Source organism: Mariniflexile gromovii (genome assembly GCF_017814435.1).
Classification (GTDB): domain Bacteria; phylum Bacteroidota; class Bacteroidia; order Flavobacteriales; family Flavobacteriaceae; genus Mariniflexile; species Mariniflexile gromovii.
Map to the genome: position 1 here is coordinate 216,831 of NZ_JAGJCB010000002.1, position 26,586 is coordinate 243,416.

Here is a 26,586-nt window from a genome sequence, read left to right on the forward strand (position 1 = left end):
TGGCTATTCGCTGCAAGTCCTCGCTCCTGCGTCGCTGTGGGCTTTCCGCTACTATCCATAACGCAGTTCAGAACTTCCAATAATATACACAACTAAATTTAATGAGATTCCTGCCTTCGCAGGAATTTTACTTTACCAAAACACCTTTAGCTTCCATTAAAGGAATCGCTTGTAACGCCTTTAAGTTGATGGTGTTCTTTCTAAATAAAAAGGTTTTATCAAACATTTTGTTTCCCTCAAAAAACGATACTTTAAAAGTGTTGTTCAATGCAAATAATTCCTCTTGCATCAACTCTATTTTAGCGTAACTTTTTTTAGGAAGCGTGTCCAGTTTTTTTCTAAACGTAGAGGTTATTTTTTCTTCCGAATAACCAGAGGTTACAATCAAAACCATTTCTAAATCAATGGCTTTATCGTTTATTATATAGGCGTTCCAATCTTGGGTTTTATAAATGTCGTTATACTCGTTTACAATGGCAACGTAAACGCCTTCAACTTTAGGGATTTCAATATCTTTCTTCATCTTGCAAAAATAGCAAACTATTCAAAATAATTATTTTTATAATTTAACAGCAAAAAATCCTTATTAACAAACTTTATGGCGTTCGCTAATAAGGATTACAAAAATTATTAATCATTTAAATTACGTTACTTCCAGCCACCACCAAGCGCTTCGTATAAATTAACCACCGTTAGCAATTGCTGTAATTTGCTATCAATCACATTCAGCTCAGCACTTAAAGCACTTTGTCTGGCGGTCAACAAATCCAAATAATTAGCATACCCGTTATTTAAAAGGGTTTCCGAATTGTTTTCCGCTTGTCGTAAAGCCTCCACTTCTTTTTGTCTGTAAGTATACTTTCTGGTTTCAGCATTGTAAGCAAACAGCGCATTCGACACTTCATTACCTGCTACCAAAAGCGACTTTTTAAACTTTAAAAGCGCTTGCTCTTGTTGTGCTTTGGCTACTTCATATTGGGTTTTAATTTTTCGTTGATTGAAGATAGGTTGTGCCAACCCACCAACTACAGTTGCAAATAAGGAATTGGCATTAAAAAACGTATCAAAATCCAAACTTTGCAAACCAGCAGATGCGGTTAATGTTAATGATGGATAAAAATTACTACGCGCTACATTGCTTAATTCAAACGATTGGATAAGCGCAAATTCTGCAGCCATGACATCGGGACGGTTGCTTAACAAGGTGGCTGGTACACCAAGTTTCATATTGGTTTCAATGGCTTGTATGTCTAAACTGTTGCGCTCAAAATTTCGAGGCGATACCCCTAATAAAATACTTAAGGCATTTTCGGTTTTAAAAATAGCCGTTTCCAAATCTACTTCCAATGCTTTGGCATTGTTGAATTGCGCAATGTTTTGATCCACCGCCACTTGGGTTACCTGTCCTGCATCTTTTAAAGCTTGAATGGTTTCCACACCTTTTTCGCGCGTTGCTATCGTTTCTTTGGTAATGGCCAATTGCGCATCCAAGGCCAATAACTGATAGTATGTAGAAGCTATACTAGAAACCAATTGCGTTTTTACGGTTTGGTGTGCTGCCACTGTTTGCAAATAGCTGGCTTGGTAGGCACGCTTGTTGCTTCTAATTTTTCCCCAAATATCGGCTTCCCAAGATACATTGGCAGCTAACTCGTAAGAGTCTATCGATGGAAAAGCGCTTCCAAATTGGCTGTTTTCAGAATTTTCCTGGTGTGTATATTTGGCACTTCCGCTTAGCGTAGGGAAATAGCCCGCTTTTCCTTGTTTTAAATAAGCTTCGGCAGCTACTATTTGTTGAATAGCAATGCGAACATCCATGTTATTTTGAAGGCCTTCTTCAATATATTGGTTCAAATAAGGGTCTGTAAACAAGGTTTTCCACGATACATCTGCCATCGATACACTATCGGCTGGCAAATTATCGGTTCTATATAAATTTTGGGTTTCTACCAACTCGGGTTGTTGATATTCCTTCGCAACAAAACAGCTTTGTAATGTTACCGAAACCACCACCAAAAGGATGGTTTTATTAAACAAGGTATGTTTTATAATAGATATCATAAGCTTTAATCTTCAATAGTTTGTATTGCTGGTTTACTTGAAACTTTTTCTTGTAACCACTGGAATAATATAAATAGGACAGGAATTACAAACACCCCTAAAATAGTACCAATAAGCATCCCTCCGGCAGCACCAGTACCAATCGAGTTGTTTCCTTCAGCTCCTACACCTCTAGCCAACACCAGAGGCATCAATCCTAAAATAAAGGCAAACGAGGTCATTAAAATAGGGCGCAAACGTGCTTTGGCTCCATGAATGGCGGCATTCACTATACTTTCTCCCTTTATTCGTCTTTGGAGCGCAAACTCCACAATTAATATGGCATTTTTGGCAAGTAAGCCAATAAGCATGATTAAGGCTATTTGGAAATAAATATTGTTTTCCAAACCGAAAAGCTTCGTGCTTATGTAGGCTCCAAATACACCAAACGGAATGGAGAACACCACGGCTAAAGGCAATAAATAACTTTCGTATTGAGCACTTAACAAAAAGTACACAAACAGAATACTTAATATAAAAATAAAGGTGGTTTGGTTGCCTGCATTTACTTCTTCACGGGTTAAACCAGAATAAGCCACTGTATAATTACTTGGGAGTTTTGCAACCTCTTCTTCAATAACCCTAATGGCATCACCGGTACTAAATCCGTCGTTTGTTGCTCCTGTGATACTTGTTGAGTTAAACAAGTTGAAACGGGTTACCGATTGCGGACCGTACACACGTTTTAAGCTAACAAACTGGGTAATGGGCGTCATTTCTCCAGTATCCGTTCTTACATACATACTATTCAAAGCACTTTCATTGGCTCTATCTTCTGGCAATGATTGGATGTATACCCTAAACTGTTTTCCAAAACGCGAGAAATCTGAAGCATAAACACCTCCAATATACCCTTGTAGCGTGGAGAAAATACTATTAATTTGCACGCCTTTTTCTTTTGCTAAAGGCACATTAATTTCCATTTCGTATTGTGGATAATTCGTGTTGAAAGAAGACGTGGCATATTTTATCTCTGGATGTGCCATAAGCGCCATAGAGAATTCCTTATTCACTTTGTCCAAATCGGTAAATTCACCGCCAAATTTATCCAACAAATTCACTTCAAAACCGGCAGAGTTACCAAAACCACGGATACTTGGTGGCGAAAAGAAAATAATATTAGCTTCGGGAATAGAAGCGGCCAAACCAAATAATTTACCTGTAATGGCTTGTACTGAAAGGGATTCGTCTTCACGTGCACTCCAATCTTCAAGTTTTATAATTCCAAAACCGTAATTACTACCAGAGCCACTAATTAAACTTCTACCTTTAATAAAGTTTACCCCCACAATACCTTCCATACCATCTATTTTATCATACAGATCTTTGGCTACGGCATTTGTTCTGTCTAAAGATGCGCCTGCAGGTAATTCAATATTAGCAAAAATGATACCTCTATCTTCATTGGGAACAAATCCTGTTGGTGTTGTTTGTGAAGCGTAGAAAATACCCGCCACAGCTAAAACCAATAACAATACAGGCACCCATTTTTTTCTGTATAAAAACTGAAGTGATTTTCCGTATTTATCTACCGTGGCATTAAACCCACGATTGAATAGTGCGTAAAAACGCTGTAACGGATTTTTACCTTTTAGGTCTTCATCATCTTTATGCGTTTTTAATAATAAAGCACATAAGGCAGGACTTAAAGTTAAAGCGTTTACTGCCGAAATAAGAATGGCAATAATAAGCGTAACCCCAAATTGTTCATAGAACACCCCTGTAGGCCCCGTTACAAAGGTTACAGGAATAAATACAGCCGCCATTACCAACGTAATAGATACAATGGCTCCCGATATTTCGGTCATGGCCGTTAATGTGGCCGTTTTAGGGTTCTTTTCACCTTGATCCATTTTGGAGTGAACCGCTTCTACCACCACAATGGCATCATCTACCACAATACCAATGGCAAGCACCAATGCGAATAACGTTAAAAGGTTGATGGAATACCCAAAAATATTAAGAAAAAAGAACGTACCTATAATGGAAACCGGAACCGCTATTGCCGGAATTAACGTAGAACGGAAATCTTGCAAAAAGATAAACACCACTAAAAACACCAGTAAAAAAGCTTCCAATAAAGTGTTAACCACCTTATCGATAGAGGCGTTTAGGAATAAACTAGTATCATAAGGCACAAATATTTTCAACCCCTTAGGCAGGTCCTTTTCTACCGCTTCCAAAGTAGACTTAATGTTTTCTATAATTTCCTGTGCGTTCGATCCTTTCGTTTGAAAGATTCCCATAAAAACCGCTGGGTGCCCTAAACTCATGGCATTTGCCGAATAGGATTGCGCATCCAATTCAATGGTTGCCACATCACTTAAACGCAAAAACTGCCCATTTCCTAATGCTTTTACAACAATATCAGCATATTGTTTTTCCTCTTTGAAACGTCCGCTATACGTTAAGGTATACGAGAAAGCTTCACCACTATTTTCACCCAAAGAACCAGCGGCAGCTTCCAAATTTTGCTCTGCCAAAGCTGCTGTAATATCTGAAGGTATTAAATTATAAGCTGCTAATTTTTCTGGTTGCAACCAAATACGCATGGCATAATCTTGTTGCGAAAATAAACTAACATCGCCCACACCACTAATACGTTGCATGGCAGGAATAACGTTAATTTTTAAGTAATTCTGAATGAACGTAGCATCATATTCTTCTTCATTTTCAGAATACATAGACACAAACATTAAAGCACTTGTTTGTTGCTTTTGAGTGGTTACACCCGTTTGAATGACTTCTTGAGGTAATAACGGATTTGCTCTTGCCACACGGTTTTGAACGTTTACGGCAGCAATATCTGCATCTACTTCTTGATCAAAATATACCGTTATAGAGGCGGTACCATTATTTGAAGCTGTAGAAGTAATGTACGTCATCCCTTCTACACCATTAATTTGTTCTTCAATAGGAATGATCACACTTTCTAAAACCGTTTCTGCATTAGCACCAGGGTACGATGCCGATACTTGAATGGTTGGTGGAGCAATATCAGGGTATTCCTCTATAGGTAAACTGGATATACTGATGATACCTAGTACAACTATGATAATAGATATGACTGTTGAAAGTACGGGTCTTTCAATAAATGTTTTTAACATAACGAATACGTTTTGGGATTGTTAGTTTTTGAATAAAGTAGCTACGGGCTTCATGGCTTCATCTAAAGAGGCGTCTTGTGGTGCTATTACCGTACCATCTCTTAACTTACCTACACCAGACAGCAAAATTTTATCGCTTGTATCTAGGCCCGATTCTACAACATAAACATTATCTACTGTAGCTTTCACTTTTATAATAGAGGTTTCTACTTTATTGCCCTCGCCCAACTTAAATATCTGGATGTTTCCTTGTTGTTCAAAAGTTGCTTGTTGCGGCACTACTATGGCGTTCTCGTAAACGACGGGGATTTGTATTTTCCCACTGTTACCATTGGTAATTAACTGATTTGGGTTATCAAAAATAGCCCTGATGCTTACCGTTCCTGTATTTGGGTTAATTTGGCCCGTACTGGTTTGTATTTTTCCTTTTTCTGTATACATGTTTCCGTTAGCCAGTATCAGGTTAACCTCTGAAAAACTAGCGAGCTTTTCTTCTAAATTTTTACCTTCAGCATGTTGCAGGAAATCTAAATATTGTGTTTCGTTCAAACTGAAAAAAGCATACACTTGTTTAATATCACTTACTGTAGTAAGCGGCGATGCATCACTAGGGCTTACTAAGGAGCCTTCTCTAAAATTAATAGCACCTACATAGCCATCAACCGGACTTTTTACCGTGGCATAATCTATACTTGCGGCAATGCTGCTGTAGTTTGCTTTTGCTTGGGCTAAATTTGCTTTGGCGGTTTCCAATTGCACTGGGCTAATTATGTTTTTTTCTACTAAAGGCACCAACTTATCCACTTCAACTTGAGCCACATTAATACGTGCTTTTGCTGCACCTGCATCTTGACTTAAGGTTTGGGTTTCCAGTTTAAATAGCACTTGCCCTTTGCGTACTTTTTGCCCCTCATCTACCAATACTTTTTGAATGTAACCCGATGTTTTTGCTCTTACATCACTATTTACAACCCCTTCAATTGTGGTTGGATATTCTTGGTATCCTGTTACTGTTTTATGCTGAATTTGAGCTACTGGAAAAGAGGCTGGAGGTGCTTGTGCAACCTGTTGGTTCCCTTTATTATCGGCACAACCTAAAACAACTAACAAGGTTAGTAATGGTACTATATATAATTTATTGGTTTTCATTTTTATTATTTTAAATTTTGAATGAATTGTTGATTAATTTTGCTCTTAATTCTTCTATAGAAGCTGTGGCACCATCTATAAATTTGATATAATCGTTATGAAAGTTTAAATCGAATTTTTCATCTTCGTTTTTAACTTTATGGGTGTTAATGGTTTCTTTATAGGCTTTAATTTCTAAATGAAGTTCTTTTACTTCGCGCCATTCCTCAATCATAGTATCTATGTGTTGCAAAACCATATCCCTGTTAATCACAAAATACTTTTTTCGGTCGCCCGTTTTTGTGAAATACACAATCTTGTTTAAATCCTGTAAATGGTTTAAATGTGTAGAAATGGTGCTTTTGCTGGCACATAAAATGTGTACCATATCTTCAAACGTGGCACCACTTTTCCCGGTAAGAATAATGTAGGATAGAATGCGTGCAGCCACGGGTGCTAACTGTTCCCTTTTTTCTAAATGGACTCCTAGTTTTTCAACTAAGGCCATTTTCTCTTTACAAATGTTAACTTCCATTTTAATGTTTTTGCGACTGCTTTATTTAGAAAAGAAAATAATGGCAGTAAAATAAAGTGCAAATATAAATTAGGTTCGGTTTATTCCGAACTAAACGAAGTTAAAAATTTGTTAAATAAAAAAGGCTGTCTTAAAAGTGTTTTATGTCATTTTAAGCTTGTTGAAATATATCAACTTACTTATAATTAATATCGGTTTTGAAAAGCTACCTGACAAAGTAAATATAAAACACTTTTAAGACAGCCTTTTTTATTTATGCAATTTTAATTGAATACGCTTTCGCGGAACATCAACATCTAAAACCTTTACAATAACCTGTTGGTGCAGGCTTACATGCTCGTTAACATCTTTCACAAAACTATCGGATAGATTTGAAACGTGAATAAGGCCGCTTTCTTTGATGCCCACATCTACAAAACAGCCAAAATTGGTAATATTGTTTACAATACCCGGAAGTAATTGCCCTTCTCTTAAATCGTTAATGGTTTTAATATTTTGATTAAAGGTGAATACTTTAGCCTGCTCTCGGATGTCTAAACCTGGTTTTTCCAATTCGTTTATAATATCTTGAAGCGTAGGCAGCCCAACGGTTTCCGTACAATATTTTTTTAAATCTATATTTTGAAGTTGGTCCTTGTTTCCTATTAAATCTGTTACATGCTTGCCTAAATCTTTCGCCATTTTTTCAACAATAGCATAACTTTCAGGATGCACTGCCGAATCATCTAAAGGGTTTTTAGCCTCTTTAATTCTTAAAAAAGCGGCTCCTTGCTCAAACGCTTTGCCACCCAAACGCGGCACTTTTTTAACCTCATTTCTAGAAGTAAATGCACCATTTTCATCGCGATATGCTACAATATTTTCGGCTAGTTTTGGTCCAATACCCGACACATAACTTAACAAACTTGTACTTGCCGTGTTTAGGTTAACACCAACGGCATTTACGCAACTTTCAACCACTACATCCAATTCTTTTTTAAGTTTGGTTTGATCAACATCGTGCTGATACTGACCAACACCAATGGATTTGGCATCAATTTTAACCAATTCTGCTAAGGGATCTTGCAAGCGTCTGCCAATAGATACCGAACCACGAACTGTGACATCGTAATTAGGGAATTCATCGCGTGCTATTTTTGATGCCGAATAAATACTAGCGCCCGCCTCACTTACCACAAATACTTGTATATCATTCTTAAAATGAATTTTTCTAATAACCGCTTCGGTTTCTCGCGATGCCGTTCCGTTTCCAATGGCAATAGCTTCAATTTGATACGCTTCTGTTAAGGAGCTTATTTTTTTCATAGCACCAATCGTATCGCTCTTGGGCGGATGCGGATAAATGGTTTCATTATACAACAAACCACCTTGTGCATCTAAACACACCACTTTACAGCCGGTCCGAAACCCTGGATCAATTGCCAAAACACGTTTTTCTCCTAATGGCGACCCTAACAATAGTTGCTTTAAATTTTTTGCAAAAACTGAAATAGCAGCTTCATCGGCTTTGGTTTTTGCATTTTGCAGGGCCTCGTTTGAAAGTGACGGCAACAATAAACGTTTGTAGGCATCTTGTATCGCTATTTGAATTTGCTCTGTACAATCATTATTAGAACGCATGATGCGGTCTTCAATTTTTGTTAAGGCTTTTTCATCGTCAATTTCAATTTTCACTTTTATAAAACCTTCAGATTCGGCGCGTAATATAGCCAATAATCGGTGTGATGGTATTCTGCTTAAAGCTTCCTCCCATTCAAAATAATCTCTAAATTTTTGGGCATTTTCATCATCTGCTTTCGCCTTTACCACTTTCGTGGAAATCATAGCAAAACGTTCCAATTGTTGTCGGATGTTGTTTCGAATATCAGTAAGTTCGTTAATCCATTCTGAAATAATATGGCGTGCGCCTTCTAACGCATCTTCAACCGACTTAATTTCACCTTTTACATACTTATACGCTACCGATTCTACATCATTCACATTTTGGCTCATAATTATTTTTGCCAAAGGTTCCAATCCGTTTTGTCTTGCTGTTTCAGCCTTTGTTTTTCGGCTTTTCTTAAATGGTAGATATAAATCTTCAAGTGTTGTTAAATCTTGCGTGGCTTCAATTTTTTGTTTTAATTCTGAAGTTAAAGCATCTTGCTCTTCCAAAGCTTTTAAAATAGCTGCTTTTCGTTTTTCTAAAGTTTCAAATTGCTCCTTGAACTTTACAATATCGCCTATTTGAACCTCATCTAAATTACCAGTTCTTTCTTTTCTGTAACGGGATATGAATGGAATGGTGCAATCTTCATTTAATAATTCAACCGTATTTTTAATGGAAACTTCGGGAAGTTTTGTGTGGGAAACAATATAATTTAATAATGGGGTCATCAATCTTGTTTTAAATGAAAAAATCTCGCTTTCAAAGTAACATTGAAAACGAGATTTTTACAAATTTATATTGAAAATAATTAATTCCCAGCTTGGGTTTTTGCGTCTTGAATCATTTTTTCATTTGGCAAAATAGCCACATTTACACGTCTGTTTTTTGCACGTCCTGCAGCAGTTGCATTATCGTGTAACGGTTGTGTTTCTCCAAACCAATTGGTAGTTAACCTTCCTGAAGAAATCCCATTACTTGACAAATAATTAGTTACCGCATATGCTCTATTTTTAGAAAGCGTCATGTTATACTCTTCTGAACCTTGGCTATCGGTATGCCCAACTACTAAAATATTAGTGTCTGGATATTCTTTAAAAACATTTATCAGCTTGTTTAAGTTTTGTTGAGAAGCAGCATTAATGTTATACTTATTAGTATCAAAGTACACACCGCTACCTTCATCAAAAGTCACTACAATACCATCATCTACGCGCTCTACTTGTGCTCCTGGTATTTCTTCTTCAATTTTTTGTGCCTGTTTATCCATTTTGTTTCCAATAAGGATACCTGCACCACCACCTACAACACCACCAATAACAGCTCCTAATTCACCATTACCGCCCTTGCCAACATTGTTTCCTATAATGGCTCCTAAAATAGCACCACCGGTAGCACCAATAACGGCACCTTTTTGTTTATTATTTGCATTTTGTACTGATTTACAGTTTGTTAAACTTATTGCCACAACAAGTGTAAAAAGTAAAATTCCTGCTTTATTTATAATTGTTTTCATCTTCGATCCGTTTTTATTGTTTTGAAAAACCCATATTAATAGTAAGTGTACTGCCATTCACATTTACTGTTTGCTGCCATTGCATAGCATTATCGGACAATGCTGCGAGTTTTAACCTAAACCCTTGATTGGTTTCCGATTTATGCTTTTCATTTGTAGGTTTCAGTAAAAAATCATACAATCCAGTTTCAGCATCTACTTCTTGAATGGTGAATACAAAATATCTTTCCCCTGTGGCACAATTAGTACCGTTAATAGTATAAACTCCTGTATTGTTGTTAGGTACAAATTGCCATATACTACCTTCAAAACAAGCTTTTGATGCGTCGTTAAGTAACGTAGCATTGTACGTTCCCGCTTGGTTATAGGTTATTGAATTTAAAACCCAATCACCTTTAATCACTTTTTTTGATACTCTTACGGTTTTAGAAGTACCGCAACTTACTAAACTAATAGCTAAGCATAATAATATTAACTTTTTCATAAAAATTTTACATTAAATTACGATACAAAGATGCAATTCTGTTCTCATATTTATGTTATAAGATTGCCAATTTTGATTATAAAATTTCCATTTAAAGTAGTTTGTCGATTTAGGCAAACCAACTAAATGAAAAACGAAGATTCTTTGACTTATTTAAGTATGTAAGAATTAGAAGTTTACTCTTTTTCAGCAGCTTCAAAAACAGCTAAAGGTGCCATTCTTGCCTTGTTTAAAGTCATATTATTTCCGTTTAAAGAATAGTTGTCTGCTCTCTCTAAAACTACCATAAATTGATTTTCAACTGCCATATCCATACACGCCATTAAAGTGGCTACCATTTTAGACAATGTTATTTGGTTGCCTTCTTTTAGTTGATAGGTTCCGCTAAAATTATTGCAACTGCCATTGCCATAAACTTTATCATCATCTTTGGAGAATGTGATGAACGCATTTTTATCACTTACATCCTTACCCATTAATGTTACCAGTTTCCATTTAACATTTTCAATAGACGTGGTTTCTTTTGATGTCGTAGAAGTTGCTGTTTTTGAAGTATGACAACTTGTGAATAGTATAAGTGTTACAAAAATGTTTAAAGTAATTAATTTCATAATGTTTTTGATTTATAGTTTTTCTGAATAAAGCAAAAAGCAGACCATTTTTTGAAATGTGAGCCATTTGAACTTCATTTAATCTTTTAATTTTTTGTTGTCTTTAAAGGTGTATTTAACCAATACTTTGAAACAGCATCGTTTTTATTTAGGTGAGCTTTGGATAAAGGTGATAATTTATCAATATATTCTAAATTCTTTGATGGTTTCTTGTTGGGAAAAACCTCTTGCACAAATATTTCCCTAAACTGATTCACATCTAAAAAAAGAAGTTGTCCCAATGTTCTATTTGAGGTATCTAAAACATTTTTAGTTTCAAAATCAACCTTCGAACTCGCATTCATTTCAAACTTCTTAAATGTGTTTTCTTTTATATGAATTTTAATTTGATTCGCTTTACCTTCAACCAATTCAACAGCCTTAATAGGCAGTTCTACATTGGCATAATACAATTTAAAGTTATTCTTTTTTAATGTGCTTTCATTTATTGGATTATTGAAACTTACATATACAACATCTAACAAATCATTTAAGTTAAGCGATGTTGTTGTAAAGCTATTGTCATCTTTTACTTTAAATGTATTATTGAATGAAAGGTAATTTAAATACATACGATTGTTTTTAGGCACGTACTCTAAATTAATAGCATAGGTAGAATTTTTAGAGTCACCCTCATAAACCGCATATACTATTTTATGGATAGCAAAATTGCCTTTGGATATATAAATAGTGCCTTCTGCTCTAAAGTTATCTTCAAACTTCATATTGCCTTTAACATATAGAAAACGTGTATTAATGGAAGTGTTTTTTGGGACTTTCTTCTTTATACTAATTTCATAAATGGGTCTATCATTTAAAAAGGTCGTTCCAACGAGTTCAAAATCGTGATTTTTTATAAAATCTGCCTCCCAATTATAAATAAAGGCCAGATTTTTCATTTCATAATTTCTAATAGGGTCGTGCATTTGTAAAATACTCAATTCGTTCCCACCTATGGGAGGTAATTCTGCATTCTCAATGTACTTAGATTTCTTATTATCGTAAGGAATAGAAAATTTTGAATTTTGTTCAAACCCTTTATTTAATATATAAGAATAAAGGGCTGTTTTGTTTTCTTTATTTAAAAATGAATGGGTGCTAAAACCTGCATCAAAGACTTCAAGTAGACCTTCGTTTAAATTAAAATATTCATTTTCGAAAACTTGATAGTCTCGATAATAGGCTAAATAAGAAAACGGTTCTTTAGGGTAGTGAATCTTTATATTCTTTATGGCATTTGTTATAATTTGTTCAGCTATTAAAACACCAGATGCTTCCTTTTTTACTCTACTTTTAGTAATAGTTACCGTTTCCAAAACCTCAACTTTTGCTGCTATTTTAAGAATATTGAGGGAGGCTTTATCTAAAGTTTCAATACTTACATAATTAGTTTTAAAACCAATGGAAGATATAATTAAAGTATCGTTTTGAGTTAGATGTTCTTGTGGTAACCTGAAGTTCCCTTCTTCATCGGCAATTAAACCTCTGTTGGTATTATTTATTCTGATGGTGGCAAAACTTATTGGCTCGAAAGAAACGCTATCTACAACCTTTACTGAAAAAAAGTTGCTTTCTTGGGCTATAATGAATGATAAAGAAAAGAAAAAAAGAAGCGTGGTTAGTGTGTTTTTCATAAAGCATGGTTGTACGAAAAACACTCACAAAAACGATGCCATATCATTCATTTAAGGAAAAACAGAATTCCTTAAAACTTAAGCTACTTTTTTAAGTAAATCGAAGCAAGGGCATTTTCCACAACGCTTGTTCTCACTTTTCTTATATTTTTCGCAACAGCTGCTTTTTACTTTACTAGGAAATTTTATCCCAGCTTTTTCAAGTTTTTTAAGCGCCTTTTTTTGTTTCTTCTTGCCCAAGAGACTTATTTATAAATAAATGATGGGCAAAAATAGTTATTTTAATTAAATCTAAATAAGATTAAATGTTAAAATTATTGTGGCGTTGTTGAAGCCGCTGTACTAACCGTTAAGTTTTGTATATCCCTGTCAAACAGATATAAACCACCTTTATCGTCACCTATTAGGTTAATCTTATCTAAAATAGTACGTGCCATGGCTTCTTCTTCTATTTGTTCAGCAACATACCATTGTAAAAAGTTATGTGTAGAATAATCTTTTTCTTGTAGACTGATGTGTACCAACTCGTTGATGCTTTCTGAAACAAAAACCTCATGCTTATAAAGTTCTTCAAACATCTCTTTAAACGATTTAAACGTTACGTTGGGTGCTGAAAGTGCTGAAACTTGCGCATGCCCCCCACGTTCGTTTACATATTTAACCAATTTAAGCATGTGGTCGCGCTCTTCTTGCGATTGTTTGTACATAAACCCTGCAACACCTTCCAGTCCTTTCACTTCGGCCCAACATGCCATAGCTAAGTAAATTTGTGATGATTGCGCTTCTATTTTCACTTGATTGTTAAGTGCTTTTTCTATATTTTTTGATAACATAATTTTGCGTTTTTTGTAAAGTTAATGAATTCTTTAAGGTCTTCAAAGTTGGCCTAACACAATAATTTTATGCAAATCAAATTTTTAATAAGATTAAGTCTATTTAAAACTTAACTTATATGCAACCCATTTGGCACGTTGGCATCATCAGGATTTACAAATACCAATTTGCCTTCAGTGCTTTCCGTCATTAAAATCATGCCTTGGCTTTCTACACCACGCAATGCTCTAGGAGCTAGATTTACTAAAACCGTTACCTTTTTTCCAACCACTTCTTCGGGTGTAAAGCTTTCTGCAATGCCCGAAACAATGGTGCGCACATCCAAACCTGTATCTACCTTTAAAACCAACAGTTTTTTAGCTTTTGGCATTTTTTCAGCTTCCAAAATAGTACCCACACGCATGTCAAGTTTTGTAAAATCATCAAACGTAATGGTCGGTTTTTGGGGTTCTACAGCTTTATTTGCAGCTTCGTTAGCTTTTTTGCTGGCTTCTAATTTATCCAATTGAAATTGAATGGTTTCATCTTCAATTTTTGAAAATAACAATTCGGCTTCTCCTATTTGGTGCCCGACTGGGAGCAATACATCTTTAGTACTTACTTCATTCCAAGACGTCTCGACTGCGCTCGACGTGACATTTAAAATACTTTTAAGTTTTGTTGAAGTAAACGGCAAAAACGGTTCGCTTAAAGTGGCTAGAGCAGATGCTATTTGAAGCGCTACATACATAATGGTTTGTGTACGTGCTTCATCTACTTTTATTACTTTCCAAGGTTCTTCATCGGCTAGATACTTGTTTCCAAGTCGAGCCAAATTCATTAGTTCTGTTTGGGCTTCTCTAAAGCGGTAACGTTCAATAGAACTTGAAATCACTTCTGGATACGCTTTTAAAGCTGCCAAAGTTTCTTCATCTACTTGTGAAAAAGCACCTGGAGCAGGCACAATGCCGTTGTAATATTTATTGGTTAGCACCACAACACGGTTGATGAAATTACCAAAAATAGCTACCAATTCGTTATTATTTCTAGCTTGAAAATCTTTCCATGTAAAATCGTTATCCTTAGTTTCTGGAGCATTGGCGGTTAACGCATAACGCAATACATCTTGCTGGTTTGGAAATTCTTTTAAATATTCTGGTAACCAAACCGCCCAATTTTTTGAGGTAGACAATTTATTCCCTTCTAAATTTAAAAACTCGTTTGCTGGCACATTTTCAGGTAAAATATAAGACCCCTCTGCTTTTAACATCGCTGGGAAAATAATGCAATGGAACACAATATTGTCCTTTCCTATAAAGTGCACCAACTTTGTGTCGTTGCTTTTCCAATAGGGTTCCCAATCTTTACCTTCGCGTTGTGCCCATTCTTTTGTTGATGAAATATAACCAATTGGCGCATCAAACCACACATACAGCACTTTGCCTTCGCCACCTGGCACCGGTACTGGAATACCCCAGTCTAAATCGCGGGTTACGGCACGCGGACGCAAACCATCATCTATCCACGATTTTACTTGTCCGTACACATTTGGTTTCCAATCTTTTTTATGGCCTTCTAAAATCCATTCACGTAAAAAGGCTTCGTGTTTATCTAAAGGTAAAAACCAGTGTTTTGTTTCTTTTAGTGTTGGCACATTGCCTGTTAAAGCTGATTTTGGATTGATTAAATCGGTAGCATTTAAACTGGTACCACATTTTTCACATTGGTCGCCATAAGCTTCTTCATTACCACATTTTGGGCAGGTTCCCGTTACAAATCTGTCGGCTAAAAATTGGTTTGCTTTTTCGTCGTATAACTGCTCGGTAGTTTCTTCAATAAAATCGCCTTTATCGTATAAAGTTTTGAAAAATTCCGAAGCTGTTTCATGATGAATTTTAGCCGAAGTACGCGAATAATTATCAAACGAAATACCAAATTCTTCAAATGATTGCTTGATGATTGTATGGTATTTATCAACCACATCTTGCGGTGTAACACCTTCGTTTTTTGCTTTTATGGTAATGGGTACACCGTGTTCATCACTACCACCAATAAAAACCACATCGTTTCCTGTTAAACGTAAATAGCGAGCATAAATATCGGCTGGAACATAAACACCTGCTAAATGCCCAATATGTATGGGACCATTGGTATAAGGTAATGCAGAGGTTATGGTGTATCTTTTTGGTTTGTTCATCTCAATTATTATTGTGTCAGGTCGAGCGCTCCCGATAGTTATTGGGACTAAACCTTGTTTAATATTTATACTTTAAAACCTCTCGACTGCGCTCGAGGGGACAAAAGTATGTTAGACTGCTTTATTTAAAGCCGCAAAAGTACACAATTTGACTGCGATTTAGAAAAAAAATGTACATTTACATTATGTCTAGAATCACATTATTTACAATCCTACTTTGTGCTGTTTTTTTCTGCGGAAAAACAACTGTTTCGGCACAAAACACAACCTTTAATAAAACTACTACTTTGATACGTCCACCTTATTTGAAAACTGGCGATACTGTTGCCATTGTTGCACCATCGGGCATTTTAAGAAACCGAACTGCTGAAGTTGAACAAGCAAAAAACCTGCTTAAAAGTTGGGGCTTGCACGCGGTAGTTGGTAAAAACGTGTTTAACCAAAACAACCACTTTGCCGGAACAGACGCTGAACGTGCCGAAGATTTTCAAAAAGCGATGGACGACCCAAAAATCAGCGCCATTTGGTGTGCACGTGGTGGTTATGGAGCGGTGCGTATTTTAGATAAATTGAACTACACTAAATTTAGAAAACAACCCAAATGGATTATTGGTTATTCTGATATTACGGCAATTCACAATCAAGTTCATAATGAAGGTTTTGAAAGTTTGCATGCCATGATGTGTACCAGTTTGCAAGATAATAATGAAACCATCAAAGAAACGATTTCTACCTTTAAGGATGCCCTTTTTGGCAATCCGTTATCGTACACCTTACAAGGTTCAAAACACAACAAAACAGGCACTACTTCGGGATTATTGGTTGGTGGCAACTTAAGTATTTTGTACAGTATGTTGGGATCTAAAACCAGTATTGACACTAAGAATAAAATTTTATTTATTGAAGAAATTGGCGAATACGAATACCATATAGATCGCATGTTACAAAGTTTAAAACGTGCCGGTTATTTTGAACATTGCAAGGGTGTTATTGTTGGCGATATCACTAAAGTAAGAAGGAATACCACCCAATGGGGAAGCTCTGTGGAGCAACTTATTCTGGATGTTTTGACAGATTATAACATACCTGTAGCTTTTAATATGCCCGCAGGACATGAAAAAGATAATCGTGCCATGATTTTTGGTAGAGCGGTTCAGCTAAACGTGAGCCAAGACCAGTCTACAGTTGTTTTTCAAAACTAATATTGTTAACATGAATGATGCTCTAAAAATATTAGAATCAAATGAGTTGATGAGACATATCATATTATTTAAATTATATGTTGAAAGTAAAGGAGAAGCTTTAAAACAAATATTTGATATAAAAACTGATATTATAAATCTTTATGAAGACAATTTCAATAATGAACTATACTTAATTAATATTAAATATCTTCATGTAAATAAAAATTACATCAATAGAAATGCCACTTACTTAACTTTTGAAGGCATCAATTACTTTGAGAACTGGATTAAATCATTTGAAAAATTATCTGAAGAAGAAAAACTCATATTAGATAAAAAACTACCAGAAAAAATATTTGATTTTTTTAAATTCAGTAAAGAAATGACCAACACACTTAGCTTTTTAAATCAAATTTTGAAATTAGCCGAAAGGCTCTAATAAAACAATAGCCAGTTTCTTTCCACAAATGGAAATTTTATAATTCATCCAAAAAATATTATAACACGTTTGGATAATTACAACCGCATCTTTGTATTGTAAAATTTTAAAAACAGAAAAATCATGAAAAACATAGGAAAATTTTCGGTTGCGGTTATTTTATTATTTGGATTAACCTCAACAGCAAATGCACAAGTTACGGATGCACCAAGCCCTCAAATTGGTATAAAAGGTGGTGCTAACTTTTCAAATTTATATACCGATGATGTAGACGATAACAATGTGTTAACCAGTTTTAATGCTGGTATTTACACCACGTTTCCTTTAACAGATTTCATTGCCATTCAGCCCGAACTCTTGTATTCCAGAAAAGGTTCTGAATTGGTTTATGATAACGCTTTTGCTTCGGGAACGGCAAAATTCAAACTAAATTATATCGAATTACCTGTACTATTGAAGATTAATTTGGCAAAAAACCTTAACGTTCATGCAGGTCCTTATTTTGCTTATTTGGTAGATGCCCAAATTACTAATGAATCGGATAGTGGAAGTTTTAATTTTGAAGAGAATTATGACAACGACGATTTCAATAAATTTGATACGGGTATAGCTGCCGGTGTTGGGATTGATTTGGATAAAGTTGGTATTGGCCTAAGATATAATTACGGACTATCCACCGTTGGAAAAGAACGCACCGTTGGGGGACAAACTTACACCATTCCTGATGGAAAAAACAGTAACCTTAGTTTGTACTTGACCTTGCAATTGAACTAATTGCAGATAAAAAATAGAAAATATATGGTTAGTGCTCGTTAAGAAACGGGCACTAATTTTTTTTAACGAGAAAAAATAAACAGATTGCTTCACTGCGTTCGCAATGACGCTTTACTTCAAACCATCTACAGTAACACTAATATTACCTTTTACCTTTAAAAACGCCAAAATAGCAGTGTTGGTTAATTGTACTCTTTGGAAATCGATATCTTCCATAGTACCGTTTACAAAAACCCCAGGCATTGGCGAATAGTTATTTAAATAGTTTAGCATGGTTTTTTTGCCTTCATCTAGATTAGGTTGAATGGAATATCTGCAATTTTCTTGTATGCGTTTTAAAATCGTGCCTTTTGCCAGCCAATTTGCGGTTTTTAACAATCGGCTTTTTGTATCTAAAACGTAATCTAAATTATCAAAAAACAATTCTTTGGTTACATTATTATAAAACGGTACACCTTCTAAATAAATCGTGCCATTTACCGATCCTTGAAGATCTAAAGCAATTACCATTTTTCCTTGTTTATGCCAAATATCAACCTTTTTTACAGTTACTTTTTTTGAACCAGAACCAAATTCTTCACCTGAAAAATTCTTGGTCATTATTTTAGAAGCATCTTGGTAAGTAGATATGGCAACAATATTGGATGTTACATGGTTTGGCATTTTAGCAACTGGCTTTAACACTATTTTTTTAGCATCAAATTTAGATTGGGGTTGCTGCCCAATAACGGTTTCCATATCGCATTTCATTCCCATGTCGAGCAAAACCTTATCGTTTTTTAGTTGGGCATCGGTACTATAAATTTCAATAGGCACAATCCTTAACCAACTTTCGTAATCATCATTCATTTTAAAAGGCACGGTCAACTTTTCTATGGCTTCCAGAACGTTTGGTTTAAAATCCATTGATGCTTCAATGGCAGCATCGATACTTTTTTCTATATCGGCTCTAAATATTTTTATAGCAGGATTTACAAGGTAGGTTACAGGTAAATTTTTTCCGTAAACAACCATGGAGGGGCTTTCTTTCCAAACCAAATCTGTAATACGTGTTTTAGATTTTAGTTGCCAGTTGGTTAAACCAATATCGCTGCTTAAAGTAACCACACCATTAAGGTTGAATTCGCTGGTTTTATATAGATTGACACCCAATGTTTGTGTACCAATTCGGTATTTTATAATGGCTTTTAAAGGAAGCGTGGTTTTAATTTTATTGCCCGAAGAAGCATCGTGTTGAATCGTGATAGGGGCTTGTTTCCAAACTTTTATTTCAATATCATCGTCTTCAATGGTTTTATCTTCATAAATCAAACCTTTCAATATACTATTGATTTGATTTTCAATATCTTTCAATTTAACACTTACAGGAACATTTATAAACGACGGAACATTATCGTACACCAATGGCGAAACAGCTTCTTCAGGTTCTGGTTTCAGTGTCATGAGCTGTTGTTTGGAAGCGCAGGAAATATTAAAAACAATTAGTATGAATAAAGTAAAAAACAAAGCACATTTAGCCATTCAAAATATATTAGAGTTCAGAAATAATTAAAGGATTTTGATATTTATATAATTAATGAACTTTGATGATTTAAACACCAAATTGGTTTAAATGATGATCTAAGTGTTTGTAAAACATCGTATTCCATTCGGTTTTGGTAAGTTTTCCAAAAGAATGGGATTCACGATTATCAAAATAATCTTCACCCAAAGTAATGGTTTTCAAAATGTAATTGATGAGTCTTACTTTCTCCAATTCAAAATTTTTGGAATCTGTAATTAAAAATTCTGGCGCTGTTCTACTATTTCGCTTATATGGTTTTTTGCCTACAACAATGGGTTTTACAAATAGTTTAAGCATGGTTTTTTTTAAACCTGTTGGTTTAGGGTGGGTGTCTTCCAGAGCCATTTCATAAGCAACATTACAATGTGCCAACATTTTATCAACACTCATTTTGCCCCATAATGCTGGCGAATCTGGTTTAAGACTATTAATTCGTTGGATAACCGCATTGGTTTCGTTCATATCAAACATGTTTATCATGATAAATTCTTTTAATTTAAACTAATCGCAATTTATTTATTTTAATTTTATTCTTGAAACTTCTTCAATATTAAATATTTGGATATTTTCTTAATCCGATTCCTTCCAAATGAAAATAGTATAAGAAAACATAAAAATGTTGTAAAGCATATGAGCCTAATCTACATCATCTTTGTATAAATAAACTTTATTATGGAAAAGAAACAAGGCAAAGAAGATTTTGAAGTTGTAAAAAACCCCGAAAACAACAAAAGGAATTATATTTTTCAAAAAGACGGCATTACAAAAAAAACGAGCGCGTTCGTGATTATTGTTTTAGTTTTATTAATAATTGCTGTTATATTATCAGGAATTTTCCTTTAATATTATTAATTAGAAATATCTAAATACCTTTAAAATCCACGCTCCTTCTGCAGTTGATCATAAGCATCTTGCACCTTTTTAAATTTTTCTTCAGCACCTTTTTGGTGCTCTGGCCCTAAGTGGATCACTTTATCAGGATGATATTTTTTAGCCATGGTTCTGTAGGCTTTTTTAATCTCATCATTAGTCGCAGTTTTGTCAATTTCCAATATTTTATAAGCGCTATCGCTACTTTTGTAAAACATGGCTTTAATACTTTCATAATCGTTATGGCTAATCCCTAAATAGCCCGCCATAGTATGTATTTGTACAACCTCGTCTTCAGTAACAACACCGTCAGCATTAGCTATTCCAAACAAAAAGTGAATAAGTTGCAAACGTGATGCATGTTGCATCATTTGTCTAATTTGCAAACACACCTGCCTTGTAGAGATATTTTGCTGTTTATTTATTTCCTTAAACAACTTAAAAGCATGGTTTGCACGCTCTTTACCGTACATGTTTACAAACTGCAGGCGTACAAAATCCAATTCGCGTTGGTCTTGTTTTCCATCGGCCTTTATAACGATAGATGCTAAAATGAGCAAACTTACTTCAAAATCGCCCGGTTGTGTTTGCGGACGTTGTTGTGGGTTATTGGTATAAACCACTGTTCCATTGGACATCCCATCAATAACACTTCCTAATGCCAACCCTAAAATGGCACCAATTGGCCCACCAAATGACCAGCCTATGGCTGCCCCAATCCATTTTGAAAAACTCATGTAATCTTCTTTTTTTTTAAAATACGCTTCAAATATACTACTGTTAGTTGGGTTTTTTAATGATTTGTTACTTTGATGTGTTTAGATAAGCGTTTGATGCTTATTTGAAAACTAATTTGAAATATTTCGAAAACGATTTGTAAACTGTGCCTGCAAACTGCGACTACATAGTCAATACTTTTGTGTATCTTTGCAGTCTAAAAAGTTGTTAATTATTAAAATTTAAAAAATATGTATCCAGCAGAATTAGTAAAACCAATGCGCGAAGATTTAACCAAGGTTGGTTTTGAAGAATTACATACTGCCGAGGCTGTTGATGCTGCTTTAGCAAAAGAAGGAACGACACTGGTTGTAGTTAATTCGGTTTGTGGTTGTGCAGCTGCAAATGCACGCCCAGGTGCTAGAATGAGCTTACAAAATGCAAAAAGACCTGACCATATTGTAACGGTTTTTGCAGGAGTTGATAAAGAGGCTGTTGATGCAGCTCGTGGTTATATGGTTCCATTCCCTCCAAGCTCACCAAGTATGGCTTTGTTTAAAGATGGCGAATTGGTACACATGTTAGAGCGTCACCACATTGAAGGCAGACCTGCACAATTAATTGCAGAAAACCTTACTGATGCTTATAATGAGTATTGTTAAAAAAGACGGAAGACCGAAGGTCAATGACTGAAGCATAAAAAAACCCATGATATAATCGTGGGTTTTTTTGTTTTAATAACGCAACCTTTTAGATAAACGTTCATCTAACAATAAAATAAACAAATGAAAAAGTTACTCCCATTTTTATTTATTACTTGCTTGTTTTTTATGGCATTTCAATGTGAAGATGATAACATTTCAACACAAGAAAGTGAGCAAAAAGCTTTAAATGCATCTAAAAAAGCGATTGAAGATTTAGCCGCTACTTCTATTTGTAACGACACGTATGAATGCCATTTTATTGCCTTAGGCAGCAAACCTTGTGGTGGCCCGTGGGGTTACGTGGTGTATTCAACTTCAATAGATACTGAAAAACTTGAAAAAATGGTTGAAACACATAATAAAAAAGAAACCGATTATAATAAAAAATGGGGAGTTGCATCAGATTGTATGTTCGTAATGCCTCCAACAAGCGTAAATTGCGAAAATAACAACTGCATCGCTGTTTATTAAAACCTGTTTTTGTTTATTTTTGGGGTATGCAAAAACTAATATCATACCCTTTAAGTGTTATTTATTATCTGTGTTTTTTTTTAACACTTGTTGTATTTCATCCCATTCAATGGTTTTGTTTTAATGTATTTGGTTATCAAGCACATAAAAAAAGTGTGGATGTTTTACAGTTTTGTCTCATGCGTTGTGCCAACATATTAGGCACGCGTTTTACATTTACCAATCCACATAAAATAGACACCAATCAACCTTTAATAATTGTTGCCAATCACCAAAGTTTGCACGACATCTACCCTATTACTTGGTACATGCGTAAACATCATCCTAAATTTATTAGTAAAATAGAATTAGGAAAAGGTATACCTAGCGTATCTTATAATTTACGCCATGGTGGTGCCGCTTTAATTGATAGAAAAAACCCAAGACAATCGCTACCTGCATTAATGAAATTTGGCGAATACATTGAAACAAACAAACGAGCAGCCGTTATTTTCCCAGAAGGTACCAGAAGCAAAAACGGAGAGCCTAAGCCATTTCAAACCAAAGGTTTAGACGTATTGTTTAAAAAAATTCCATCGGCTCTTGTGGTACCCATTACCATAAACAATTCATGGAAAATGTTAAAATATGGTAAATTTCCAATGGGTTTAGGTACACATATAACTTTTACCGTGCATAAGCCTTTAAAAGTTAGTACCTTTGTAAACAAAGAAGAACTTATTAATAGTATCGAAAAAACTATTACAGACAATATAAATCATTAAAAATATAAAGATGTCGTTAAAAAATGTAAGATTAGAAGTAATGCAGTTTTTGGAAAAAGACGTAGAATCTTTAATACAGAAATACTTAATTCCTGTTGATAAAATATGGCAACCAACCGATTTTTTACCAAATTCTGAAAAAGATACTTTTTTTGAAGAAGTACGCGAAATAAGAGAACTTTCAAAAGAACTGCCTTATGATTTTTGGGTGGTTTTAGTAGGTGATATGATTACTGAAGAAGCATTGCCAACCTACGAATCGTGGTTAATGGATGTTGAAGGTGTTGACCAAATAGATAGAGAAAAAGAAAATAGTTGGGCCAAATGGGTACGCCATTGGACAGGTGAAGAAAACCGCCACGGCGATGTGCTTAATAAATATCTATACCTTTCTGGGCGCGTAAATATGCGAGAAATTGAAATAACAACGCAATATTTAATTGCCGATGGCTTTGATATTGGAACCGATAGAGACCCATACAAAAACTTTGTTTATACCAGTTTCCAAGAGTTGGCAACCTATATTTCACATAACCGTGTTGCTAAAATTGCGAGTCAAAACGGCAATAAGCAACTTGGTAAAATGTGTAAGATTATTTCTGGAGATGAAATGAGGCACCACCACGCCTATTCAGAGTTTGTGGAGCGCATTTTTAAAGTAGATCCAAGCCAAATGATGATGGCGTTTCACGATATGATGAAGCAAAAAATCACGATGCCTGCACATTTTTTAAGAGAATCGGGCAATAAAATCAGTACTGCTTTTGAAGAGTTTTCTAATACAGCGCAACGTATAGGTGTTTACACATCCAACGATTATGTTGATATTTTAGATAAATTAATCAACCGTTGGGAAATAGATAAAATTACAGGACTTACGGATGAAGCTGAAAAAGCCCGAGACTACCTAATGAAGCTACCTGCTAGAATGTATCGTTTATCAGAACGCATGAAAATACCTCAAAACTCTTTTCAGTTTAAATGGGTAGAACCTGCTGTTACTAAATAATAAAACAATTAAAATATCATTATAAAATTCCTTTCTAAACTGAGAGGAATTTTTATTTTTATACGCTTATGACTTCAGAAGAAATAATCAATAAAACCATCGATTTTGTAAAAGAAACCCTTGCAGATGCTGAAGGCGGACACGATTGGTTTCACATAGAACGTGTTTACAAAAACGCTTTACTGATAGCTAAAAATGAAAAGGTAGATCACTTTACCGTATCCCTTGGTGCGTTATTACACGATATTGCCGATAGTAAATTTCATAATGGCGATGAAACTGTGGGCCCAAACAAAGCCCGGAAATTTTTGTTCAACCTAAATGTAGATTCAAAAGTTATTGAACATGTGGTGAATATTATTGAAAATATCTCTTTTAAAGGTGGAAATGAGGCACAAAAATTTAAATCGGCCGAATTGGATGTAATTCAAGATGCGGATAGACTAGATGCTATTGGAGCTATTGGGATTGCACGTTGTTTTAATTATGGCGGATTTAAAAACAGAGCGCTTTATAATCCTGATATAAAACCGAATCTGAATATGACAAAAGAGGAATATAAATCATCAAACGCCCCAACCATCAACCATTTTTATGAGAAATTATTGCTTCTAAAAGATAAGATGAATACTAAAACGGGAAAAGATATAGCTACACAAAGACATGACTTTATGAAACTATATCTTACTCAATTTTATAAAGAATGGAATGGAGAGGCTTAATTATTGGATAATAAGCTTAATTTCCTTTCTATAGTTTGAGGCACTTTTACCGGTAATTTCGTTAAACTGCTTGTTAAAATGTGAAAAATTATTAAATCCACATTCAAAACAAATATCAGCAATACTTTTTTGGCTTTCATTAAGCAATTTGGTAGCATGCACCACCCTATATTCATTTACTAATTGTGTAAATGTTTTACCGGTAGCTTTTTTAAAGTATCTACAAAATGCTGGCACTGTCATACTTACCTCATCTGCTATTTCATCTAAAGTAATATGATTTTGAAAATTCTTATTAACGTATTTAAAAATGATATCAATTTTAGAACTATCCTGTGGTTCTGTTTCAAAAGCAAAACCATCAGCATTTAACAATGTATAATCTTCCGTGGTTGCTAAATAGTTTAAAATATCTAAAAATTTTAAAACACGTTTTAAGCCTTGGTGCTCTAATAGTTTGTCAATTTTTGGTCCAATTACCTTTTTGGTTTCAACCTTAAAACGAATACCTTGTTTAGCTCTTTCAAACAACGATACAATAGGCGCCATTTCTGGAACGTTTAAAAAATCGTCTCCTAAAAAGTTCGATTTAAACTGTACTGCAGTTTCTGTACCATTCGCTGTTAACCTATCAGTAAATCCATTGTGTGGCAAATTAGATCCAATAAGTATTAATTGACTGTTATTAAAATAGGATAAATGATTTCCTATGTGAGTTTTACCTTGTCCTTTATTTATATAAATAAGCTCTAATTCTGGATGAAAATGCCAGTAAGCGCCATCTTTATCTATCGTTTCTACATGTTGTTTAACTAATATAGAACTTCCGAAACTTGGGGTAACTTTTCTAAAAGTTGGTTTTTTATTAATCATACAAATTTATTTAAAGCAAAATTACAATATATTATTATGCAAACATAACTTTAATTACCCCTATTGTATGTTATATTAACATTACATCCATTTAACATTAAATTAACAGTTAATATAGCATATAAAGTGGTCAAATCTGTTGTTTTTAAATAAATACATCCAGTGTATATTTGTACTGTTGATATTTAGTAAATATAATTACTGATTAAGCAACCAAAAATAGAAAAGTAAAATACTATATAATATAACTCGAACAACAAAGAGTTTACAGAAATTCATTAATAATTAGTTTAATGTCTTATTTAGTTTAGTTGGTAAAGTGAGCTGTGGTGGCTCACTTTTTTTTTGCCTAAACTTTATCTTTTTCTATTGAAGTACACATCTTACTCCTTAATATATAGAATATCATATTTATTCTTTTCTTATCTAAGGTATTACGTTTTCAATCTAATCGATTTACTAATAATCATGTTCTATCTCTATTTTGAACATCGTTTTCATTTTCAATTTTAAAAAAATTCTGAGGCTTTTTTGCAGAACTATTCAAATTTAACACAGACATATGCTATATTAACTTTACATAATGTTAATATTTTATTAACAGATAATTTAGCACACATTTCGGTCAAGATGAATGTTTTTTCAGATGAAATACCAGCATATATTTGCCATGTATTAACGTTATA

25 protein-coding genes are annotated in these 26,586 nt (G+C 34.5%); 9 read left to right on the forward strand and 16 right to left on the reverse strand.

Going from position 1 to position 26,586, the window contains the following annotated elements; translation table 11 throughout:
* Window positions 1-127: 127 nt before the first annotated feature.
* The 12 genes from J8H85_RS02815 to metG form a co-directional block, all read right to left on the reverse strand.
* Window positions 128-523, reverse strand: coding sequence for a hypothetical protein (locus J8H85_RS02815; RefSeq protein ID WP_209652474.1), 396 nt, complete (start codon window positions 521-523; stop codon window positions 128-130).
* A gap of 125 nt (window positions 524-648) precedes the next feature.
* Complete coding sequence (locus tag J8H85_RS02820; RefSeq protein ID WP_209652475.1) at window positions 649-2,061, reverse strand: efflux transporter outer membrane subunit; 1,413 nt, start codon at window positions 2,059-2,061, stop codon at window positions 649-651.
* Between the two features lie 5 nt (window positions 2,062-2,066).
* Window positions 2,067-5,207, reverse strand: a complete 3,141-nt coding sequence (locus tag J8H85_RS02825; protein WP_209652477.1) for an efflux RND transporter permease subunit — start codon at window positions 5,205-5,207, stop codon at window positions 2,067-2,069.
* 21 nt (window positions 5,208-5,228) lie between these two features.
* Complete coding sequence (locus J8H85_RS02830; RefSeq protein ID WP_209652479.1) at window positions 5,229-6,356, reverse strand: efflux RND transporter periplasmic adaptor subunit; 1,128 nt, start codon at window positions 6,354-6,356, stop codon at window positions 5,229-5,231.
* A 10-nt stretch (window positions 6,357-6,366) separates the two neighbouring features.
* Window positions 6,367-6,870 (reverse strand): GbsR/MarR family transcriptional regulator, encoded by a 504-nt coding sequence (locus J8H85_RS02835; protein WP_209652481.1) that lies wholly within the window; start codon window positions 6,868-6,870, stop codon window positions 6,367-6,369.
* Between the two features lie 249 nt (window positions 6,871-7,119).
* Entirely contained in the window at window positions 7,120-9,246 is a 2,127-nt protein-coding gene (locus J8H85_RS02840; RefSeq protein WP_209652483.1) for a Tex family protein, read from the reverse strand.
* Window positions 9,247-9,326: 80 nt separating this feature from the next.
* Complete coding sequence (locus J8H85_RS02845) at window positions 9,327-10,031, reverse strand: OmpA family protein (RefSeq protein ID WP_209652484.1); 705 nt, start codon at window positions 10,029-10,031, stop codon at window positions 9,327-9,329.
* A 13-nt stretch (window positions 10,032-10,044) separates the two neighbouring features.
* A complete protein-coding gene (locus J8H85_RS02850; RefSeq protein ID WP_209652486.1) occupies window positions 10,045-10,515 on the reverse strand; it encodes a lipocalin family protein in 471 nt (156 codons plus the stop codon).
* Window positions 10,516-10,691: 176 nt separating this feature from the next.
* On the reverse strand, window positions 10,692-11,126 hold the full coding sequence (locus tag J8H85_RS02855) for an META domain-containing protein (protein WP_209652488.1): 435 nt from the start codon (window positions 11,124-11,126) through the stop codon (window positions 10,692-10,694).
* Between the two features lie 86 nt (window positions 11,127-11,212).
* Entirely contained in the window at window positions 11,213-12,799 is a 1,587-nt protein-coding gene (locus J8H85_RS02860) for a carboxypeptidase-like regulatory domain-containing protein (RefSeq protein ID WP_209652490.1), read from the reverse strand.
* Window positions 12,800-13,113: 314 nt separating this feature from the next.
* Complete coding sequence (locus J8H85_RS02865; protein ID WP_209652492.1) at window positions 13,114-13,632, reverse strand: ferritin; 519 nt, start codon at window positions 13,630-13,632, stop codon at window positions 13,114-13,116.
* Between the two features lie 110 nt (window positions 13,633-13,742).
* Window positions 13,743-15,809 carry a methionine--tRNA ligase gene (gene metG, locus J8H85_RS02870; protein WP_209652494.1) on the reverse strand — a complete coding sequence of 689 codons (2,067 nt, stop codon included), beginning with the start codon at window positions 15,807-15,809 and terminating at the stop codon, window positions 13,743-13,745.
* Between the two features lie 185 nt (window positions 15,810-15,994).
* Between metG and J8H85_RS02875 the strand changes: the two genes are divergently transcribed.
* From J8H85_RS02875 to J8H85_RS02885, 3 genes are all read left to right on the forward strand, one after another.
* Entirely contained in the window at window positions 15,995-17,011 is a 1,017-nt protein-coding gene (locus tag J8H85_RS02875) for a S66 peptidase family protein (RefSeq protein WP_245243713.1), read from the forward strand.
* Window positions 17,012-17,021: 10 nt separating this feature from the next.
* Window positions 17,022-17,432: a hypothetical protein gene (locus J8H85_RS02880; RefSeq protein ID WP_209652498.1), complete on the forward strand. Its 411-nt coding sequence runs from the start codon at window positions 17,022-17,024 to the stop codon at window positions 17,430-17,432.
* A 123-nt stretch (window positions 17,433-17,555) separates the two neighbouring features.
* Window positions 17,556-18,206, forward strand: coding sequence for a porin family protein (locus J8H85_RS02885; RefSeq protein WP_209652500.1), 651 nt, complete (start codon window positions 17,556-17,558; stop codon window positions 18,204-18,206).
* 111 nt (window positions 18,207-18,317) lie between these two features.
* Here the strand turns inward: J8H85_RS02885 and J8H85_RS02890 are convergent, their stop codons facing one another.
* Together J8H85_RS02890 and J8H85_RS02895 are read right to left on the reverse strand one after the other, a co-directional pair.
* Window positions 18,318-19,727 (reverse strand): DUF4403 family protein, encoded by a 1,410-nt coding sequence (locus J8H85_RS02890; RefSeq protein ID WP_209652502.1) that lies wholly within the window; start codon window positions 19,725-19,727, stop codon window positions 18,318-18,320.
* 70 nt (window positions 19,728-19,797) lie between these two features.
* Window positions 19,798-20,250 (reverse strand): DUF1569 domain-containing protein, encoded by a 453-nt coding sequence (locus tag J8H85_RS02895; protein WP_209652504.1) that lies wholly within the window; start codon window positions 20,248-20,250, stop codon window positions 19,798-19,800.
* A gap of 192 nt (window positions 20,251-20,442) precedes the next feature.
* Between J8H85_RS02895 and J8H85_RS02900 the strand changes: the two genes are divergently transcribed.
* On the forward strand, window positions 20,443-20,613 hold the full coding sequence (locus J8H85_RS02900) for a hypothetical protein (protein WP_209652506.1): 171 nt from the start codon (window positions 20,443-20,445) through the stop codon (window positions 20,611-20,613).
* Window positions 20,614-20,642: 29 nt separating this feature from the next.
* Here J8H85_RS02900 and J8H85_RS02905 read toward each other — a convergent pair whose 3' ends face one another.
* Window positions 20,643-21,377, reverse strand: coding sequence for a TerB family tellurite resistance protein (locus J8H85_RS02905; RefSeq protein ID WP_209652508.1), 735 nt, complete (start codon window positions 21,375-21,377; stop codon window positions 20,643-20,645).
* Between the two features lie 231 nt (window positions 21,378-21,608).
* Here J8H85_RS02905 and J8H85_RS02910 point away from each other — a divergent pair, with 231 nt between their 5' ends.
* The 5 genes from J8H85_RS02910 (at window position 21,609) to J8H85_RS02930 (ending at window position 25,027) form a co-directional block, all read left to right on the forward strand.
* On the forward strand, window positions 21,609-22,019 hold the full coding sequence (locus J8H85_RS02910; RefSeq protein WP_209652510.1) for a BrxA/BrxB family bacilliredoxin: 411 nt from the start codon (window positions 21,609-21,611) through the stop codon (window positions 22,017-22,019).
* Window positions 22,020-22,142: 123 nt separating this feature from the next.
* Entirely contained in the window at window positions 22,143-22,532 is a 390-nt protein-coding gene (locus J8H85_RS02915) for a hypothetical protein (protein ID WP_209652512.1), read from the forward strand.
* A gap of 26 nt (window positions 22,533-22,558) precedes the next feature.
* Window positions 22,559-23,296, forward strand: coding sequence for a lysophospholipid acyltransferase family protein (locus J8H85_RS02920; protein WP_209652514.1), 738 nt, complete (start codon window positions 22,559-22,561; stop codon window positions 23,294-23,296).
* Window positions 23,297-23,306: 10 nt separating this feature from the next.
* A complete protein-coding gene (locus J8H85_RS02925) occupies window positions 23,307-24,305 on the forward strand; it encodes an acyl-ACP desaturase (protein ID WP_209652517.1) in 999 nt (332 codons plus the stop codon).
* A 68-nt stretch (window positions 24,306-24,373) separates the two neighbouring features.
* A complete protein-coding gene (locus J8H85_RS02930) occupies window positions 24,374-25,027 on the forward strand; it encodes an HD domain-containing protein (RefSeq protein WP_209652518.1) in 654 nt (217 codons plus the stop codon).
* On the opposite strand, the gene J8H85_RS02935 is transcribed toward J8H85_RS02930, so the two are convergent.
* A complete protein-coding gene (locus J8H85_RS02935) occupies window positions 25,028-25,900 on the reverse strand; it encodes an AraC family transcriptional regulator (protein WP_209652520.1) in 873 nt (290 codons plus the stop codon).
* Window positions 25,901-26,586: the final 686 nt, after the last annotated feature.